Here is an 18,912-nt window from a genome sequence, read left to right as displayed (position 1 = left end):
TACGGTCCTTCCTGATGTTCGTTAAAGCGGTTTCATAAAACGGTGGTTTTATCGTACTCCCCAGACAGAGCGCTGGTTTGCGGGCAGGTACTGGGCTTAAGTGCGTTTACTGTTCCATTGCTCCCCGAACCCCGTAGAGCAGCACGAATATGATCAACAGCGTGGCAGGCACCACCAGTTTGAGTCGTGCGTTGGCCCTTTCGAGAAATTCGAACTGTCCTGAGTAGCTCAGGCTCATACCGGGCTGCAACTTAACCTGCTCGCTGACGATCCGTCGAAGATCGGCGACTACTGAGGCAATGTCCCGGCCACGCACGTCGATATACACCCAGCCTGAAGGTCGTGCGTTCTCACTCTTGAGCATAGGCGGACCATCGCTGACCTTGATCTTCGCCACAGTGCCAAGGGTGATCTGACTACCCAAAGGTGTGTAGATCGGCAACTGCTCCAGGGCACCGAGTGAGTCACGCCACTCGCGAGGGTAACGGACGTTGATCGGGAAACGAGCCAGCCCTTCAATCGTCTCCCCGACGTTTTCACCGCCTATTGCGCCGGCCACGATCGACTGCACATCGGCAATATTTAACCCATAGCGGGCCGCAGCGTTACGATCTATATCCACGTCAATATAGCGGCCACCGGTCAGTCGTTCGGCCAACGCTGAACTGACACCTGGCACGTCCTTGGCTACACGTTCGACGGCTTGGGTTACGGCATCGATCTCCGTCAGGTTGGTACCGGCAACTTTCACACCAATCGGGCTTTTGATACCGGTAGCCAGCATGTCAATGCGGTTACGAATCGGCGGTATCCAGATGTTGGTCAAGCCTGGGACACGCACCACTCGGTCCAGCTCCTCCACGAGTTTTTCCTGGGTCATGCCTGGCCGCCATTGCTCGTGCGGCTTGAATTGGATGGTGGTTTCGAACATTTCCAAAGGTGCGGGGTCAGTCGCGGTTTCAGCGCGGCCGGCTTTTCCGAATACGTGTTCGACCTCTGGAACTGTCTTTATCAGACGGTCAGTCTGTTGAAGCAGTTGCGCGGCCTTCTGAGCCGATAATCCCGGCAGAGCTGATGGCATATAGAGCAGGTCCCCTTCGTCCAGCGGGGGAAGAAACTCACCACCCAGACGAGAGATCGGCCACAACGCGCTGACAAAGACCAGCAACGCAACCAGCAGTGTTACTTTGGGTCGACGTAATACGGCGTCCAGAGCGGGCTCGTAGATCCGGATCAGCCAGCGATTTAGCGGATTCTGTTGCTCATTGGGAATTCGTCCACGAATCCAATACCCCATCAGCACCGGTACGAGAGTTACCGACAGTCCAGCCGCTGCGGCCATAGCGTAGGTTTTGGTGAACGCCAATGGACCGAATAGACGTCCTTCCTGAGCCTCCAGCGTGAACACCGGAATGAACGACAGGGTGATGATCAGCAGACAGAAGAACAATGCAGGTCCTACCTCGGCAGCCGTTTCGGTCATCACGTGCCAGTGATGCTCACCCTTGAGTTCCTCCCCTGGGTGGGCCATGTGCCAGGCCTCTACCTTCTTGTGGGCATTCTCGATCATCACCACTGCGGCGTCGACCATGGCGCCGATAGCGATGGCGATCCCGCCCAAGGACATGATGTTGGCATTGATGCCTTGGTAGCGCATGACGATGAAAGCAATCAACACCCCCACTGGAAGGGAGATAATTGCTACCAGGGATGAGCGCAGGTGCCAGAGAAAGATCCCGCAGACCAACGCGACGACGATGAACTCTTCGATCAGCTTGTGGCTGAGGTTTTCCACGGCACGATCAATCAACTTGCTGCGGTCGTAGGTGGTGACGATTTCTACCCCGGCCGGCAAACTGCTTTTCAGCTCGTCGAGTTTGGTTTTGACCGCCGCAATGGTTTCACGAGCATTCTTACCGCTGCGCAGAATCACCACGCCGCCGACAGTCTCACCTTCGCCATCCAGTTCGGTGATGCCTCGACGCATCTCAGGCCCCAACTGAATCGTGGCAACATCGCCCAGGGTGACCGGCACACCGCCGGTGCCCAGTTTGAGTGGGATAGCGCGAAAGTCATTGAGCGTCTTCAGGTAAGAGCACGTTGCTCTTCAACGTCAATCTGCTTGAGACGGGCTTCGATGAGTTCGCGTCGGGCGGCCACAACCGATTTCAAATCACCCTTGCCGGAGCGGTAGCTGGCCATGGTGAGTTCGACCTTTTCTTTAGCCAGCGGCAACAAGCTTTCCTGATTACGGTTGACTGAACGATTGAGGCGCTCGTAGTCGGCCAGTTCATCCTCTAGTTGCTGGGTATGCTCGCGTGACAGGGCTTCGCGCTCAGCCTCAAGCTGGTTTAGTTCGGCGTGCTTGGCCGCAATCTTGGGGTTTTGCCGAGAGTCAGGAAACAGCGGGAGATCCCATGAAAACTGCACGCTGACCATATCACCGAACTGTTGGCCGCGATGCTGATAGTCGAATTCCCAGCTCCAGTCAGATTGCTTTTCCGCCTTAGCTTCACGAATCTTGGCTTGTGCTTCTCGGGTCATCGGCACAAAAGCAGCTAGTTCGGGGTGATGTTGCAGCTTATGGGAGTAACCAGAGGTTTCGATGGGCCAATCAGGCAAGCTGCCCACCGGTTTGTCATTGGCGGCAGGGCCAATCCAGCGCTTGAGGGCAGCCCGGGCCTGCGCACGTTGGCGAACTAAATCATCCTGCAGCTCGGCCAGTTGAGCAGCTTCCTGTTTAGGTGTGACCGCATCGGCGGGTTGAGCGCGGCCACCCGCAATCTGTGACCGGACGGTATCGCTTAGAAGACGGTTTTCTTTATAGAAGTCCTGGAACATCACATCTTTACGCTCAACCGAGTAGCTACTGATCCAGGCCAGTGCCGTGGACTGTCGGACGTTCAGACGCGCCACTCGACGCTCGGCGGACGCTCTATCAACAGCCGCATCCGCGACCTCGATACGTGCTTTGCGCTTGTCGCTGTTAGGCATCTCCTGCCTGATCCCGACCACTTGCATGGTCATGAAGTCCTGGTCGATGCTCCATCTGTCCGGACCACCAATGGGGTAGTTCTGGACGCCCAGCAGTAGCTTGGGATCTGGTAGTTCGCCAGCGGGAATGGCCGCGCTGGTGGCTGCTTGAATTTTGGCGTCTTGTGCGGTCAACGACGGTGCATTGTTTTCGGCCAGCCGCAAAGCTTCATCGAGTGTCAATACGCCAGCGAGGCACGGCAATGCCAGTACGCTTGCCGCCAGGCCGGCCACAAGGGACCAACCTGTGCAATAGCACTTGAAGTTCATGTTCACGATTCCTGTGATGATCCACCGCGCGCTTCATAAGACATGCGCGCAGATATGCCATCCCGCTAAAGCGGAATGAGGCTCAGTGTGGTACAGGAATCAAGTACGGGGCGGTCGCCATACCCCTGAAGGGGTTTGTACGAGTGGGAAATGGCTGGAGAAGGGCAGAACGAGAGGACTGGACAAGGTGATAGGAGGCTTGATGATCGAGACTTGCAGCATACCGCCAGTTTTGCATTCCTGGCCCGGCTTACAGGGTTTTCCATGCTCGGTGGGACTTTTCATGTCGTGGCAGCAGTCTTGCCCCATACCATCCATCATCGCCATGCCCATGGTTTTCATCGGGCATGGTTCAGTCGATGCCTGAACACCCGCCATCCCGCTGAGGGGAAGCGCCAAGCTAATCAGGAAAATTAGGCAAAACCGCAGGTAGCGTTTCATGAGCTGGAGTGTAGACGGTGCAAATGGCCCTTACAATTCACCCTTGAGACTCCTTTGTCGGCTATCACCAACCGCTATGCGGCGCTCATTTCCATTACTGGGCTTAAAGTACCTAACCATGCTATGAGACAAATAATGATGACTGCCATTGAAAATTCGAGCTTCATGCTACGGCGCAAGGCATTGACCGCGACAGCATAGTCTCCATTTCGAACAGAACGTTCCAAGAGCGGGCTTAGGTGAAAACGGTTGAGCGTCGCTAATACGATCATCCCGGCAAAGAGCAGGACCTTCAAAAATAGCAACTCGCCATAAGTGCTGAGCATCACCTCATCGAGATTTGGCCCAACGATAAATAGGTAGTTCGCCACTCCCGTAATGCTGATGATCACTACAATCACCGCGCCGGCCGATTCAAACCCTGTCAGTACCCGAGCAAGAATTCGTGCTTCTCGCTCACCTTTCAGTGATTTCAAACGCAGCAGCAGGGCAAATGCCGCTAGCGCACCCAACCAACCGCCTGCGGCCAAAAGATGGAAGATGTCGCTAATAAAGTGCCAGTAGCGACGGCTTCCCTCGTCCATTGCTCCGTGCCCCGTCCATGCCAGCGTCGCTAGCGCAATCGCGCCACAGACAGTGACAATCCAAAGACTCAGTGTTGGAAAGCGCTTGTTCAGGGAAACGCCAATAATTGCCGTCACCAACGCCCCTATTCGGACCATCCAGGTCAAACCGACGTCAGTCCCCATGAGAACCATTTGAAAAATATGGTGATGTAGCTCCATAAAGCCCGATACGCCACTCATTGCTTTCGCAAGCAACAGCATGGCTGCAAGGGACAGAGCTACACCTACAACAGATGTACCGTAAAGAAGCGACTCAAAATTCAAAACCGCTCCCGATACTCTTTCTTTACCCCTCAGGCTATAAAGACCGAAAATTGCCAGTCCAAATAAGAGCATAAGATCGAAATAAAGGGCAAAGCGAACAGCGATATTTATTGAGTCGCTCATGAATCATTTCACTTTGAAGGAAAAGTTACCGGTAATCGGGTGAGTGTCCGAGGAGACGGCACGCCATTCGACTTTATAAGTACCCGTGGTCAATGGCGATGCGGGCGTGATAACCATCGTCTTCGGATCACTGCCACCTGCAACGCCGGCTTTTACGCCCATAGGAGAGTTCGGCATGCCAGGCATATCGGTCATGATCAGTTTGGCACCAGAGAACTGAGTCGTTAGATTCTCAGAAAAGTGCAGTTCAATTTTAGAAGGAGCCGCCGCATCCGACCCTTCAGCGGGAGTAGAAGAAACCAGCTTTGGATGCGCCTGAGCAACTGCACTCAGAAGCAAACCCGCAGTCAGCGCAACAGCTACGGTGGTAGTTTTAAGGAATGACATGCAAGACTCCTCACAGCAAGAGCTGTTGGTTCTAGGTTTTTTAGGGAATATCTAGTTTTTACTTTTTGACGCTTGTTAAAGCCACTGGCGAATACCTAGCAGATTCCGTGTCCTAGGGCGGGCTGGACAGGAAGAAATCACAAGAACTCTAACGTCACAGTGCGAGTACACGATGCCACATGAACGCAAACTATTCGATTACATTTCAGTCAGCTTGAGGTGGGATTTTGGACACTGATAAGCGCGTATACAGGGCCGAATACGTGACTCCCTTTGCGACGCGCCAAGAGGTTTCCGTCATCCACGAACGTTCCCTTTGAGCTAACCACATGCTGCTATATATATATGAGCAACGGGCCTTACGCCTTTTTTTCATCCGCACAAGGGAGTTCAATATGAAAGGCTGTTTTTCCGCTTGATGACGTACACCAAATCTTGCCGTCATGCGCTTCTATGATTGATCGAGTGATCGACAAACCTAGCCCTGCATTGCTTGGGCTCCCTTCTCTGCGAGCCGGGTCCACGCGATAAAAACGATCGAACAACTTTTCAAGATGCTCAGGCGCGATTGGCTTTCCAGGGTTCTCCACGGAGACCGATATTGAAGTTCCTTTCTGCCGGATATCGACACTAATACACTCCCCTTCGGGGGTGTACCGGAGTGCATTTGAGAGCAGATTAGAGATGGCCCTGTCGAGCATAAGGACGTCACCTCGGACGCTCCCCCTCCCTGTGACTTTGAGGTCGATCCCTCGCTCATCAGCAAGCAAGCGGTAGTATTCGAGTAATTTCTCTACTACCGCTACCAGGTCTATCGGTTTGTTTTCATGTGTAATCAGACCGTTGTCTGATTTCGCCAGAAAAAGCATGTCATCAATCATCCGGCCCATACGTTTTAAATCATCAAGATTTGAGTACAGATTATCTTCGTAGTCCTCAATATTCCTTTTTCTAGATAAAACCACTTCAGTGTGAGTCATCAAATTACTGACCGGCGTTCGTAATTCGTGAGCAATGTCCGCAGAGAAGTTCGATAAACGAACAAACGCATCGTCCAATCTGGATAACATTGCGTTGAACGACAACACCATCTGCTGGAGCTCTTTAGGAACGGGACCTAACGGAATACGCTCTTTGAGTGATTTAGCTGACATTGAAGCCGCGACCTGAGTAACTAGGCGGATAGGCCGTAGGCCACTACTCGCGACCATCCAGCCCAGTGCAGCACTGACCAGCGCGCTGATCACCAGCCCTATCCAAAACCAGCGTTCAAGCGTCTCGAAGAAAGCCATATGTTGAGTAACATCAAAGATCAACATCACGGTCAATGGCTTGTCTTGCCCTGTCACAATGGCTTGTGCCGTCACTCCTCGAAATACCTGCTCCTCATCTCGCCACTCCCAGACATTGCTGTTTGTGATTGTTCGGTAGTCTTCCGGCACTACGATCGGACCAGGATCAGCAAACAGGAGCTTGCCGTCACCATCGATGATAAGTGCTGTCAAATCACGATGAGCACCAAGCAGCGCCTCCAGCTCGGGCTTAACATCACTGAACTGATCAATGCTATTCAACCCAGTCAAAATTCTTTGCGTCGAGTGAAGCTTTTCGTTCAGCGCCTGCTGATCCAGCATCTTGAAGTGATGCCGGCTAAGGTTGTTAAAACTGAGTCCGGCGACGGTGAGCACAGCTGTTACAGCAAGCATGAACATCAGGCTCATGCGGGTAGTCAGTGACATTCGCTTCATTCCGACCCCGAGTCCGGTGCGTCCAACATGTAACCCATCCCCCGAGAGGTGTGGATCAGCTTGACCTCAAAATCATCATCAATCTTCGCTCTGAGCCTCCTGACCGCGACCTCGATGACGTTGGTATCGCTGTCGAAGTTCATATCCCAAACTTGGGAAGCAATAAGTGACTTGGGGAGAACCTCGCCTCGACGACGGAGCAGCAATTCGAGTAACGCAAACTCTTTGGCTGTGAGATCTATACGTTTGCCTCCACGGACAACCCTGCGCTTGAGCAGGTCAACCTCAAGATCCGCCAATTTCATGTGGGTTTGGGAGGGGGCTGTGCTCCCTCTTCGCAGCAGCGTTCTGACGCGGGCCAGCAATTCAGAAAATGCGAAGGGTTTTATAAGGTAATCGTCTGCCCCCAGCTCAAGTCCTTTGACGCGATCCTCAACGCGGTCTCGCGCCGTGAGAAAAAGCACGGGGACATTTTTTCCGGATGCTCGCACCTTCTGAAGTACTTCCCATCCGTCCAGCCCAGGCATCATCACATCGAGAATCAGCAGGTCATACGCCTCGCTCAAAGCGTGCTGAAGCGCGTCTTGGCCATTGGTAAAGCGATCAACATTGAACCCCGCCTCAGTGAGTCCTTGCTGCAAATAGATACCTATTTTGGGTTCGTCTTCCGCAACCAGAAGTCTCATGGGGGTGGCTCTCAAATAATTGTGAGGCTGAGTCTGCAACGAAATGCTTCTGCCAACCAGCAACTGACAGAAAAGTAATATTGGCTTCAGGTAGTTGTCAGCGAGCGCTGTCTAGGGTTCAAACATGAGTACTTCTTGGTGCTCGACCGACTCTTCAGCATGAAACCTAAGGGAGCCGGAAAATAAATCCATAAGGAGCTGTCCTATGAATCGCCTAAAAGTCCTTTTCTTTGTGAGCTCGATACTCGTCTCGGCTTCTGCGTTGGCTGAAGGTGGCGCAGACCGGATCGCGGAGCGTATGGAGAGCCTGCGCGACAAAGCAGAAGCAACCTTGGTACAAGCTGAAAAAGCCCCTGAAGGACAGCGCCATGTACACATGGCCGAGCATATGAAAATGCTGGGCGAAATCATGAGCCAGCTCCATCAAGATCACCCAAACGCATCAATGTCACCTCAGCAGCACCTCGCCTGGATGGAAAAACACGATGCTATGGTTGATGACGTTTTGAGCCAAATGCAGCGCGAGCACAAACTGATGCTTTCTGAAAACCATCAGTGACCAACCAGGTCTCATTGGTTTTTTGAACCGGTCCTCTAAACACGGCGTCATTCGGGCGCCGCGTTTTCTTTTGAAAACTTACAGAAATGTAGTGTTCAGGTCAGTTAAGTGGCAGCTCCGCCCCTTTAGCATAGCCAGTGATTCGCTCTTAACCCACGAGGTCACCATGAAAAATAAGCTTATTACCCCAGTTATTGCGGCAATCACCCTACTCTTCGGTGCTACAGCGATGGCCAGCGCAGGTCATGGGAAAGAGGATATTGGCCAGCCTGGAGTCGCCTCTGAGGTTACTCGCACGGTTGATGTGGAGATGGGTGATATTTTCTTCAAAACTAAAAACATCGACGTAAAGCCCGGTGAAACAGTTCGCTTTGTACTTCACAACAAAGGGGCGCTGCTGCACGAGTTCAATATCGGTCAGGCCGCTGCTCATGCGGCGCACCAAAAAGAAATGGCGAGCATGTTCCAGAATGGAACGCTTACACCCATCGGTGCTGGGAAGATGACGGGCAACATGGGCCACAGCATGGGAGGGATGAAGATGGTCGGAATGGAACATAACGACCCGAACAGCGTGCTGGTCGAGCCAGGAGCAACCAAGGAGTTGATCTGGACCTTCAACAACAGCGCCGGACTTCAATTTGCCTGCAACGTGCCAGGTCATTACCAGTCGGGGATGGTCGGTCAATTTGACTTGAAGTAAGCCTGAGCTGACAGCTAAAACCGCGTCGACGCGAGAGTTGACTACGCTCTGAGGCAGAGATCAGAGCAACTCGCTCACACTGGGGTCTAGATCATGAATAACCATCAGCATCCGTTTGGAAGCACCACCCCTCCATTTTGGAGGCGCAAAACAGGCGTTGTACTGATCATGCTCATCGCGATCGGTGCCTTCTACGTGGTGCGGGAACATTTCAGCCACGTTTATCCGTATTTGCCCTATCTCATTCTGTTGATCTGTCCATTGATGCATTTTTTTGGGCATGGACATGGCGGACATGGTCATGGCGATCAGGCAGCAACCAACAAGGACGAAAAATAGCTATGCCCACTACACCGAGCCATCACGATCACGGTCCCGCCCACGCTGCCTCGCCCCCTGACGGTGATCTACGTGACCCGGTGTGCGGTATGGCGGTTACGCCTCCAAGTAAATTTGGCGAGTCTTATCAGGGACAGATGTATCAATTTTGCAGCCAGAAATGCCAAGAGAAATTTCGGGCAGATCCAGACCACTACAGTGGTAATCATCCCAGCACTGAACCCAGCATCTCCGCTACAGAGCCTGTGCTACAAGTAGCCACTGAATTTACCTGTCCTATGCACCCGGAAATAAGACAGCCAGGGCCCGGCAATTGCCCTAAATGTGGCATGACATTAGAACCGGTCATGCCCGCGCTAGATGACGATGACAAAACCGAGCTCCGGGATTTCGCTCGCCGCTTTTGGTGGTCGCTGCCTTTAACCGTGATAGTGACCCTTCTAGCCATGGCGGGTCATTCATTACAATTCTTCCACGGCTCGGTTCAAAACTGGATCGAGTTCGCTCTGGCGACGCCGGTCACCTTATGGGCAGGTTGGCCCTTTTTTGTAAGGGCCATAGCATCTGTTAGAAATCGCAGTCCAAACATGTGGACTCTGATTGGGCTGGGGACTGCCGCAGCCTATCTTTACAGCGTCGCGGCAACCCTATTTCCCCAAAGTTTTCCCACCACCTTCATGCAAGATGGACGCATCGGCGTCTACTTCGAAGCCGCTGCGGTCATCATCTCGCTCACCTTGCTTGGGCAGATTCTTGAGCTCAAAGCACGTTCACAAACCTCCGCCGCCATTAAGTCCCTTCTAGGCCTGTCTCCCAAGACTGCACGCAAGATCAACGCCGATGGTCAGGAGGAAGACATTCCTCTTACCCATGTTCACTTGGGAGACCATTTGCGGGTCAGACCTGGTGAAAAGGTGCCAGTTGATGGCTCCGTACTCGAGGGAGAAAGTGCGGTGGATGAATCCATGCTCACTGGTGAACCTGTGCCGGTAATGAAAAGAGCAGGGGATAGTTTGATCGGCGCCACGCTTAATACTCATGGGAGCTTGGTGATGGAGGCGCAAAAGGTCGGCGCCGACACCATGCTGTCGCAGATAGTACAAATGGTCGCTCTAGCCCAACGCTCCAAAGCGCCAATGCAACGAATGGCCGACTCGATTGCCGGCTACTTTGTGATGGGGGTTATCGCGATTGCGTTGCTGACACTCTTAGGCTGGGGGCTATTCGGCCCAGAACCCAGCTGGGTCTTCGGCCTGATCAACGCTGTCGCCGTACTTATCATCGCTTGCCCCTGTGCACTGGGTCTCGCAACGCCCATGTCGATCATGGTTTCGACGGGTAAAGCCGCCAGTATGGGTGTGCTGTTCAGGGATGCCAGAGCCATCGAAAACCTTTGCAAGATCGACACACTGATTGTCGATAAAACTGGGACCCTGACAGAGGGACGGCCGGTATTTCACAGTGTGGAGGCCACACCAGATTTCAACCCACACGATGTTCTTCAACTGGCCGCTAGCCTTGATCAAGGCAGCGAACACCCTTTGGCTCATGCCATCGTCGATCACGCCCGAACTGAAAATGTTGCGCTCACCAAGCCTGAATCGTTTGAGTCCGGGTCAGGGATTGGAGTCAGTGGCCTCGTTGATGGTAAGAAAGTACAGCTGGGCAACACTGCACTGATGGAAGCTGCCGGCGTGAGCACTAAGGTCTTACAAGACCGTGCAGAGTTGTTGCGCCTTGAAGGCATCAGCATCATCTATCTAGCAGTTGACGGGGTCTTGGCAGGATTACTGGCGGTCTCAGACCCGATAAAACCGACCTCTAAAGAAGCAGTCACCAAGCTTAAGGCTGATAACGTAAAAATCATCATGGCCACCGGAGACGGGCTCACCACCGCACGTGCTGTCGCCAGGGAGATGGGTATTGAAGAGGTTCATGGTGAAGTGAAACCTCAGGACAAGGAGCGCCTGGTGGCGGACCTCCAGCAATCCGGTCGAAAGGTTGCCATGGCCGGCGACGGTATCAACGACGCACCGGCCTTGGCGCGAGCAGACGTGGGCATTGCCATGGGTACAGGGACTGACGTCGCGATGAATAGCGCGCAGCTCACGCTGGTAAAAGGCGACCTGATGGGGATTTTACGAGCACGGGCACTTTCGGTTGCAACGGTGAAAAACATGCGGCAAAACTTGGGGTTCGCCTTCCTTTACAACTCAATGGGTATCCCCCTCGCCGCAGGCCTGCTCTACCCACTGACGGGGCACCTTCTGTCGCCAATGATCGCTGCGTTAGCCATGAGCGTCAGTTCTGCATCTGTAGTTTTCAATGCTTTGAGACTGAGGAATACCCGAATAGATTGAGCGTAACCGATGCTCGCAGCCCGTTAATACATAACCCTTGACCTTGCCATTGTGTCAACGTTGATGCTGGTGTTGCGGTGAAAAGAGACCGCTCAGCACAAGAGGAATAACCATGTTCGTCTTAAACGTATCAGGCATTGGTTGCGGTAGCTGCGTCAGCAAAATCACCAAAGCAATTCAGTCACTGGACAGCAAGGCTACGGTTTCCGTGGATCGCGCGGCAGGTAAGGTAACCGTTGAAAGCAGCGAACCCCCAGAGCAGGTCCGTAAAACTGTGGAAGCACTCGGTTTCCCTTCCCAAATCAGCGCCTGAGGCGCTGATTCCCTCGCTGGGTGAGGTTTATTAGTCACCTCGTAGAGCTTTAAGTAGCCCCTTAAATGCTCCATTCAATCGAGTAAAAGCAGTTTCGAAATGAATCGAATTTTCCGTATATTTTGCCACCTCGACCTGTTGATCCACAGTATTTTGATCAATGGAAGGTTGGTTCGGCGTGCTGTAAAGCAAAGCGCCGCTGTGAATATCACTTGCTAATTCGTTTACGGCAATATGTTTTGGGTTTGTTGTTTTCAAAGAGAACGGAGTAGCAAAACCTCCTTTTGTCTGGCTAGCCAGGACAGCGGAAAAGTCCAAATCTCTGGCCTTAAAGTTAGGAGTGTCGACATTAGCGATATTATTGCTAAGCACCTCAGCTCGTTGGCTGCGAAAAAGTAATGCTCTTTCTGCGGAGCCAAGCGCTTTTTCAAAATTAATACTCACCGGTGGCCACCTTTAGTTACGCTAAGTTACGCTGCCATTTAGCATTCCCACCTATATCGAACACTCAAGTGCTTAACGTAGTGCATCCGAGTCGAGATACAATTCAAGTGCGAACGAAAAAACGTCAAACCTCCGCGAAAGTGACCGGAAGATTACACAACCGCACAGGTAAGTTTTAAAGAGTAAATGGCGGTTATGTGACGCTGGATGGCTTAGACCTTACGGACTATTCACTCTGTATCTCAAGAGAAATATCGCAACCTGACACAACTGTAATATTGGCCTAAGCTTCCTGTCAGGGGATGAGTCTTATAGTCCTATTGAGCCTCAAGCTCACCTCTTAGAGTCAACGATTGATGTGGATTCAGGGGGCATCAATACTCATCCGAGGAACCCCAAATGAATCCTATCAAAACCTTGTTCGTCATCGCTGCTCTGACCGTTTCTTCTTTGGCTATGGCTGAAGGCGGTGGTGACCGGACTTTCGCACGCATGGAAGTGGCCAGGAATAATTCGATGGAATCGTACCGAGTGGCTCAAACGCAAAATGCCCAACCTCCTGTCGCTGAAAGCAAAGCCAAGGCGATGGACCACAAGAATTGCTAAATAGCTGGGCCCTCCAAGCTGACAGAAATGTAATCACTGCGGTGGTTTAAATGTGGCAATTTCTGAACTCGCTTGCCGTAAGAGTTTGTCTTTTGTGACGGTGGGCAAAGCTGATCCGGGCAACTCATGATCGGTTGTTTCGCACGGCTTCCCTTTTGACTGATTGGAAATAAACGGCATGCATTCCAAAACCTCTAGACGGACATTCGTAAAAGGCTTGGCCGCTGGTGGCATTCTCGGCGGCTTTGGCCTTTGGCGCACTCCTGTATGGGCGGTGACAAGTCCTGGTCTGCCGAGCGTACTCACCGGCAATGAATTTGATCTGTTTATTGGTGAAACCCCGGTAAACATAACCGGCTCGCCGCGAACAGCCATGACTATCAATGGATCATTGCCAGGACCTTTGCTGCGTTGGCGCGAAGGAGAGACGGTCACTCTGCGTGTAAAAAACCGCCTGGACCAAGACACCTCAATCCATTGGCACGGGATCATCCTGCCGGCCAATATGGACGGTGTACCTGGCTTGAGTTTCCATGGCATTGCACCCGACGGCATGTACGAGTACAAGTTCAAGGTTCATCAGAATGGTACGTACTGGTACCACAGCCACTCGGGCTTACAGGAGCAGGCAGGGGTTTACGGACCAATCGTTATCGACTCGAAAGAGCCTGAACCTTTTCAATACAACCGCGACTATGTGGTGATGTTGACTGACTGGACCGATGAAGATCCTAGTCGTGTCATGGCCAAGCTTAAGAAACAGTCGGGCTACTACAACCACCATAAACGCACTGTTGGTGATTTCATCGACGATGTCAGTAAGCAAGGTTGGTCAGCAACAGTAGCTGACAGGAAGATGTGGGCTGAAATGAACATGAGCCCAACCGACCTTGGAGACGTCAGCGCAGATACTTACACCTATCTCATGAATGGCCAGGCGCCCAACGGTAACTGGACCGGTATTTTCAAGCCGGGTGAGAAGCTACGCCTACGCTTTATCAACGGCTCGGCGATGAGCTATTTCGACGTCCGCATTCCTGGTTTGAAAATGACCGTTGTGGCCGCCGACGGCCAACACGTGAACCCAGTGAGCGTTGACGAATTCCGCATCGCCGTAGCTGAAACGTATGACGTGATCGTAGAGCCTGCCAGTGAAGAGGCTTACACCATCTTCGCCCAGTCTATGGATCGGACGGGTTATGCACGCGGAACCCTCGCACTTCGTGAAGGGCTAGTTGCTCAGGTACCTGCTATAGATCCACGTCCAATCGTCACTATGGATGACATGGGGATGGGCGGTATGGCTGGTATGGACCATGGCAGCATGGCCGGTATGGGCGGCGCCGAGAAGAAGTCAGGTGAAATGTCGGGCATGGCTGGCATGGACCACAGCAAGATGACCGGTATGGACCAAAGCGACATGACCGGGATGACCGGCATGGACAGCGGTGACATGACTAACATGGCGGGTATGGATCACAGCAAGATGGCGGGCATGGACAAAGGCGACATGTCCAGCATGGCCGGGATGGACCACAGCAAGATGGCTGGAATGGGTAGTGGTGATATGTCAGGGATGGCTGGCATGGGCGGTATGGGTGGAGAAATGCAGACACACCCTGCCTCCGAAACCAACAACCCCCTGGTTGACATGCAAGCCATGAATCCAACGCCAAAACTAAACGATCCTGGAATAGGCTTGCGGAATAATGGTCGTCGAGTGCTCACTTACTCCGACTTGAAAAGCACTTTCCAAGACCCTGACGGCCGCGAGCCAAATCGTACCATCGAGCTTCATTTGACCGGTCACATGGAGAAGTTTTCGTGGTCGTTTAACGGCATAAAATTCTCTGACGCCGAGCCGCTTCGCCTGAAGTACGGTGAGCGTCTGCGCATCACCTTGGTGAACGACACCATGATGACCCACCCCATCCACCTTCACGGCATGTGGAGTGACCTCGAGGATGAGAACGGCAAGTTCATGGTGCGCAAGCACACGATCGATATGCCGCCAGGTACCAAACGCAGCTATCGAGTTACCGCTGATGCCTTAGGCCGTTGGGCCTATCACTGCCACCTGCTTTTCCATATGGAAATGGGCATGTTCCGTGAAGTACGGGTTGATGAGTAAAGGAGACGATCTGTGAGCACATACCTTAATCGTAATTCCCTGGTGGGTTGCCTCTTTGCCGTTGGCCTGCTGGGTGGACTCCCGCCCATGGTGCTGGCACAAGAAAATGGCAGCGATCATTCAACCAATGTTCCTGCTACAGCAACGGACAAGCCAGCAATGACGGCGAACGATTCGAAGCTAGATCACGGGGCAATGGACAATAGCAAGATGAGCCATGAGTCGATGGATCATGACCAAAAAACCAAAAAGGCAGATTGAGATCATGACCAGTAAATTTTTACGCCCAACGTTGATGGCACTTGCAGTCTCTACCAGTCCTGCATTTTTCTTCATGGCCCAAGCTGCTGAGGAGATGGATCCGTCGATGGCGATGCCATCAAGTGCGAACGCGAAGCCTTCAACTGCGCAGAAATCCAAACCAGCCAAAGCAAAAGATGGCGCAATGGATCACTCCAAGATGGACCACGGCTCAATGGGAACTATGGACCATAACAAGATGGGGGCCATGGATCACAGCAAGATGAGCATGGACGACGGGCAAATGGACGGTATGGAAAGCATGGCTGGAGGGGCTACGACCACAAGCCGAACCCCTGTCCCCGTACTTACCGACGCTGACCGTGCAGCCGCCTTTCCAGATGTGGCAGGTCATGGTGTACACGACAAAAAAATCAACTCGTTCATCCTTCTGGATAAGTTTGAGTACCAAGACGCTGACAACGGGAGTGCGTTGGCCTGGGATGCCAAAGGGTGGATCGGCGGTGACGTTGATCGCCTGTGGCTGCGTTCGGAAGGTGAACGTACCAATGGCGTGACGGAAAACGCCGAACTCCAAGCACTCTGGGGGCACGCCATCGGTCCATGGTGGGATGTCGTCACGGGCGTTCGGCAAGACTTCAAACCCGGGTCGCCTCAAACATGGGGAGCGCTCGGTATTCAGGGCATGGCCCTCTATAACTTTGAAGCTGAAGCGACTGCCTATATCGGTGAAAACGGTCAAACCGCTGCTCGATTTGAAGGCGATTACGACATCCTGCTGACAAATCGCCTGATCTTACAGCCGACAGTCGAAGTAAACATGTATGGAAAAAATGATCCCCAGCGCGGCATAGGATCTGGATTGGCCAACACCGAAGTAGGGTTCCGGTTGCGTTACGAGATTGTTCGCCAATTTGCCCCTTATGTCGGGGTTACCTGGAATCGCTCCTACGGCAAGACCGCCGACCTGGCCAGCGATGAAGGGGAAAAGACCAACGAGGCTCGATTTGTAGCCGGTATTCGGATGTGGTTCTGAGTGGTTTGAGCAAAAGCCCTACGATTTTTGAATAACAGGGGGGCGGCTCCCCGACTCAAATATAATACCTTCAACCAAACCTTTGCAGCGGCATTCATCTCGCCGCCGCCAAGGGAAAAGGAAATATCCATGACAGGTAGCTTCCGACTCTCAAGTCGATTTCTGCGTATCGCAACGTTCGCCGCACTGTTCATCGGTTCAACCGCTCAAGCAGCACAGGCGTTGGCCATCGATGTTCACCGAGATGCTAACTGCGGATGCTGTAAGAAGTGGATTCAGCATCTTGAGGCCAATGGCTTCACCGTCATAGATCATGTAGAGACCAACATGAGTGCTGTCAAACAAGATCTGGGGGTCGCTCCACGACTCTCGTCTTGCCACACTGCGATGATCAACGGAAAGTTTGTTGAAGGTCACGTGCCTGCCGAGCAAATAATTGCGATGAGCAAACGTGACGACCTTCTCGGAATCGCCGCCCCTGGTATGCCAGCAGGTTCTCCAGGAATGGAAGTCGACGGAGTGCATGAGGCTTACCAGATCATCGGCCGGAACAAAGCTGGCACAGATCAGGTCATTGCTGAATACCCCGAAAACTAACCCCCCCGATCCATCCCGTTACAGCATGGTCACCGTTCATGGCCATGCAGTGGGACTTGCTCTGTCGACATTATTCTCAAACAATTCGCCAAGGACGATCAGCAACAGTTGTACAGGCGCACTTAAACCACATCGGATAACCCCGCACCGCTGTCCTCAATAACAATTTTAGATGAGTTCAAGTAATTGGTGATGACGCCGTGACACGCACTGCGCAGCAGATTGCTGACCGCGATAGTGATCGGTTTGGAAATGGCGTTGCCCCTCAGCTTGCCCTCCCAAACCAGGACATCTGTCTCGGCTGAAAAAGTTGAAAATGTAAATGACGGTGGTTTAAGAGTTCTTTTTTTGCAGGCTTTTCAGGCGCAGGGTCGCCCGTTGTACAGAGGCCATTTTTTCTGGACGCTTCATTCGTTTCCATTTTTTGATGTCTTCCTTGGTGCGACCGCAGCTGACGCACAGTTCGCTGTTCAGCTGGCAAACAGAGATACAGGGATTTTCGATGTCCTTGGCCATTGTTCAATTTCTCGTCGAACTCTACGTGCTACGGGTTCATTGCGAAGCAAGCACGGCGAGCTGATCGGGTGAATCAGCGACCAACTTCGTGCGGTACTCAACTGTCAAATGAGTGATCTCATGAACCGTTGCAAGCCGTTCTCGTATGTTTTCCGCATTCACTGCTGGGCTGCCCAGAACACTCACAATCGCAGCGCGGGCTTGCGGCCCCACCTGCCAGACATGAAGATCAATGATCGAAGCATCTCCCGGTTGCTCAACCAGTTCACGAATCTCTTCAGCGACATGATCATCTGTCTGATCGAGCAATACACCCGCAGTCACCCGCATCAACGACCAAGCCCAGCGCGCAATGACAACTGCACCCACAATCCCCATTGCAGGATCGAGCCATACCCAGCCAAGGTATCGACCAGCAAGCAGTGCTGCGATGGCCAGAACCGAAGTCAGTGCATCTGCAATGACGTGAACGTAAGCAGAGCGCAAATTATTGTCGTGACCATGCGCATGGTGAGATTCATCGTGGCCGTGGTCATGCCCATGGTGATGATCATGACCACCAGACAGCAAAAGCGCGCTCACCACATTCACTGCTAATCCTACAATTGCGATAAAAGGGGAGCCTACAGAATTCGGAAAAAATCGTACGCTAAGGTTTTCCGATCAGTCATAGGCTCGCCAGTTTGATGTGTTCCGTTCCTGGCCCAGCCAAAACCTATCGGTCTTCGCGGGTGTGCCACAGGCGCAGCAGGTAGATAGTGGAATCCACTATCTCGTAACGCATCTCGTATTGGCCGATCTGAATTCGGCGTACATCCCTTGGTTCGAACTCTTCTAGTCGTTCGCCAATGCGCGGATTGGTCAGCAGCGTGGTAGGTGCTGCTGTAAGTTCATCTACATAGCCTAGGGAGGCCCCTTGCAGGGGCAACGTATCGGCTATGTCCGGGTCAACAGCTACGAACAGAACCCGAAATGTCAGCTGAAACAAAACGAGGTGAACAAACTGTTCACCGACAAGGCCTCTGCCAAGGATACCCAGCGTCCGTAACCGGAGGCCATGCTTGGCTTCGTCCGTGAAGGTGATACGGTCGTGGTACACAGCATGGATCACTTGGCCCGCAACCTGGATGACCTGCGCCGCCTGGTGCAAAAAAATGACCAAGCGCGGCGTGCGTATCGAGTTTTAGAAGGAAGGGCTGGTATTCACGGGAGGTGATTCGCCGATGGCCAACCTGATGCTGTCGGTCATGGGAGCCTTCGCCGAGTTCGAGCGAGCGCTCATTCGCGAGCGAATCGCCCAGGCCAAGCAACGCGGCGGTTACCGGGCTCGTAAAAAAGCCCTGTCCGACGAACAGACTGTCGCAGTCCGGCAACGGGCCGCTGTCGGTGAACCAAAGGCCCAGCTAGCCCGTGAGTTCGGTATAAGTAGGGAAACCCTTTACCAGTACCTACGCACGGATGACTGATAC

19 protein-coding genes and 3 pseudogenes are annotated in these 18,912 nt (G+C 52.8%); 11 read left to right on the top strand and 11 right to left on the bottom strand.

What is annotated here, in order from left to right; all coding sequences use genetic code 11:
* Positions 1-133: 133 nt before the first annotated feature.
* The 7 genes and pseudogenes from BLV61_RS30280 to BLV61_RS30250 form a co-directional block, all read right to left on the bottom strand.
* Positions 134-2,092, bottom strand: a pseudogene (locus BLV61_RS30280) (efflux RND transporter permease subunit); the annotation flags it as partial.
* Entirely contained in the window at positions 2,086-3,303 is a 1,218-nt protein-coding gene (locus BLV61_RS30275; RefSeq protein ID WP_090470159.1) for a TolC family protein, read from the bottom strand. The gene BLV61_RS30275 and the pseudogene BLV61_RS30280, both read right to left, overlap by 7 nt.
* 99 nt (positions 3,304-3,402) lie before the next feature.
* A complete protein-coding gene (locus tag BLV61_RS31770) occupies positions 3,403-3,744 on the bottom strand; it encodes a hypothetical protein (protein ID WP_080752870.1) in 342 nt (113 codons plus the stop codon).
* 74 nt (positions 3,745-3,818) lie between these two features.
* Complete coding sequence (copD, locus tag BLV61_RS30265) at positions 3,819-4,757, bottom strand: copper homeostasis membrane protein CopD (protein ID WP_010565112.1); 939 nt, start codon at positions 4,755-4,757, stop codon at positions 3,819-3,821.
* A 3-nt stretch (positions 4,758-4,760) separates the two neighbouring features.
* The gene (copC, locus tag BLV61_RS30260) at positions 4,761-5,144 is read right to left on the bottom strand and encodes a copper homeostasis periplasmic binding protein CopC (protein ID WP_010565111.1); all 384 of its coding nucleotides are present in this window, start codon (positions 5,142-5,144) and stop codon (positions 4,761-4,763) included.
* Between the two features lie 359 nt (positions 5,145-5,503).
* Positions 5,504-6,892, bottom strand: a complete 1,389-nt coding sequence (copS, locus tag BLV61_RS30255; protein ID WP_010565110.1) for a copper resistance membrane spanning protein CopS — start codon at positions 6,890-6,892, stop codon at positions 5,504-5,506.
* The gene (locus BLV61_RS30250; RefSeq protein ID WP_010565109.1) at positions 6,889-7,578 is read right to left on the bottom strand and encodes a heavy metal response regulator transcription factor; all 690 of its coding nucleotides are present in this window, start codon (positions 7,576-7,578) and stop codon (positions 6,889-6,891) included. The genes copS and BLV61_RS30250 overlap by 4 nt, the downstream gene beginning before the upstream one ends.
* Before the next feature lie 205 nt (positions 7,579-7,783).
* Here BLV61_RS30250 and BLV61_RS30245 point away from each other — a divergent pair, with 205 nt between their 5' ends.
* The 5 genes from BLV61_RS30245 (at position 7,784) to BLV61_RS30225 (ending at position 11,852) form a co-directional block, all read left to right on the top strand.
* Positions 7,784-8,137, top strand: coding sequence for a co-regulatory protein PtrA N-terminal domain-containing protein (locus BLV61_RS30245; RefSeq protein ID WP_010565108.1), 354 nt, complete (start codon positions 7,784-7,786; stop codon positions 8,135-8,137).
* A 166-nt stretch (positions 8,138-8,303) separates the two neighbouring features.
* Positions 8,304-8,840 carry a cupredoxin domain-containing protein gene (locus tag BLV61_RS30240; RefSeq protein WP_010565107.1) on the top strand — a complete coding sequence of 179 codons (537 nt, stop codon included), beginning with the start codon at positions 8,304-8,306 and terminating at the stop codon, positions 8,838-8,840.
* A 93-nt stretch (positions 8,841-8,933) separates the two neighbouring features.
* Complete coding sequence (locus tag BLV61_RS30235) at positions 8,934-9,179, top strand: DUF2933 domain-containing protein (RefSeq protein ID WP_090470156.1); 246 nt, start codon at positions 8,934-8,936, stop codon at positions 9,177-9,179.
* A 2-nt stretch (positions 9,180-9,181) separates the two neighbouring features.
* On the top strand, positions 9,182-11,539 hold the full coding sequence (locus BLV61_RS30230) for a heavy metal translocating P-type ATPase (RefSeq protein ID WP_080943238.1): 2,358 nt from the start codon (positions 9,182-9,184) through the stop codon (positions 11,537-11,539).
* 112 nt (positions 11,540-11,651) lie between these two features.
* The gene (locus BLV61_RS30225) at positions 11,652-11,852 is read left to right on the top strand and encodes a heavy-metal-associated domain-containing protein (RefSeq protein WP_010565104.1); all 201 of its coding nucleotides are present in this window, start codon (positions 11,652-11,654) and stop codon (positions 11,850-11,852) included.
* Positions 11,853-11,882: 30 nt separating this feature from the next.
* On the opposite strand, the gene flgB is transcribed toward BLV61_RS30225, so the two are convergent.
* The gene (gene flgB / locus BLV61_RS30220) at positions 11,883-12,296 is read right to left on the bottom strand and encodes a flagellar basal body rod protein FlgB (protein WP_010565103.1); all 414 of its coding nucleotides are present in this window, start codon (positions 12,294-12,296) and stop codon (positions 11,883-11,885) included.
* Between the two features lie 399 nt (positions 12,297-12,695).
* Here flgB and BLV61_RS30215 point away from each other — a divergent pair, with 399 nt between their 5' ends.
* The 5 genes from BLV61_RS30215 to BLV61_RS30200 all read left to right on the top strand — a co-directional run bounded on the left by BLV61_RS30215 (position 12,696) and on the right by BLV61_RS30200 (position 16,927).
* A complete protein-coding gene (locus BLV61_RS30215; RefSeq protein WP_010565102.1) occupies positions 12,696-12,902 on the top strand; it encodes a co-regulatory protein PtrA N-terminal domain-containing protein in 207 nt (68 codons plus the stop codon).
* A gap of 178 nt (positions 12,903-13,080) precedes the next feature.
* Positions 13,081-15,033, top strand: coding sequence for a copper resistance system multicopper oxidase (locus BLV61_RS30210; RefSeq protein WP_016963499.1), 1,953 nt, complete (start codon positions 13,081-13,083; stop codon positions 15,031-15,033).
* Between the two features lie 12 nt (positions 15,034-15,045).
* Positions 15,046-15,294 (top strand): hypothetical protein, encoded by a 249-nt coding sequence (locus BLV61_RS31220; RefSeq protein ID WP_130926104.1) that lies wholly within the window; start codon positions 15,046-15,048, stop codon positions 15,292-15,294.
* The gene (locus BLV61_RS30205; protein ID WP_017848904.1) at positions 15,266-16,330 is read left to right on the top strand and encodes a copper resistance protein B; all 1,065 of its coding nucleotides are present in this window, start codon (positions 15,266-15,268) and stop codon (positions 16,328-16,330) included. The genes BLV61_RS31220 and BLV61_RS30205 overlap by 29 nt, the downstream gene beginning before the upstream one ends.
* Positions 16,331-16,459: 129 nt before the next feature.
* On the top strand, positions 16,460-16,927 hold the full coding sequence (locus BLV61_RS30200) for a DUF411 domain-containing protein (RefSeq protein WP_010565099.1): 468 nt from the start codon (positions 16,460-16,462) through the stop codon (positions 16,925-16,927).
* Positions 16,928-17,260: 333 nt separating this feature from the next.
* Here BLV61_RS30200 and BLV61_RS30195 read toward each other — a convergent pair whose 3' ends face one another.
* The 3 genes and pseudogenes from BLV61_RS30195 to BLV61_RS30185 form a co-directional block, all read right to left on the bottom strand.
* The gene (locus tag BLV61_RS30195) at positions 17,261-17,443 is read right to left on the bottom strand and encodes a DUF1289 domain-containing protein (RefSeq protein ID WP_010565098.1); all 183 of its coding nucleotides are present in this window, start codon (positions 17,441-17,443) and stop codon (positions 17,261-17,263) included.
* 36 nt (positions 17,444-17,479) lie between these two features.
* Positions 17,480-18,058: pseudogene (locus BLV61_RS30190) on the bottom strand (cation diffusion facilitator family transporter); the annotation flags it as partial.
* Between the two features lie 100 nt (positions 18,059-18,158).
* Positions 18,159-18,383, bottom strand: coding sequence for a type II toxin-antitoxin system RelE/ParE family toxin (locus tag BLV61_RS30185; protein ID WP_228022317.1), 225 nt, complete (start codon positions 18,381-18,383; stop codon positions 18,159-18,161).
* Between BLV61_RS30185 and BLV61_RS31930 the strand changes: the two are divergent.
* A pseudogene (locus BLV61_RS31930) lies at positions 18,360-18,909 on the top strand (recombinase family protein). The gene BLV61_RS30185 and the pseudogene BLV61_RS31930 sit on opposite strands and share 24 nt — an antisense overlap.
* Positions 18,910-18,912: the final 3 nt, after the last annotated feature.

Source organism: Pseudomonas mohnii, from assembly GCF_900105115.1.
GTDB lineage: Bacteria > Pseudomonadota > Gammaproteobacteria > Pseudomonadales > Pseudomonadaceae > Aquipseudomonas > Aquipseudomonas mohnii.
Note: the sequence above shows the minus strand (reverse complement) of the source record. Positions and strands in the feature narration are given on the sequence as shown.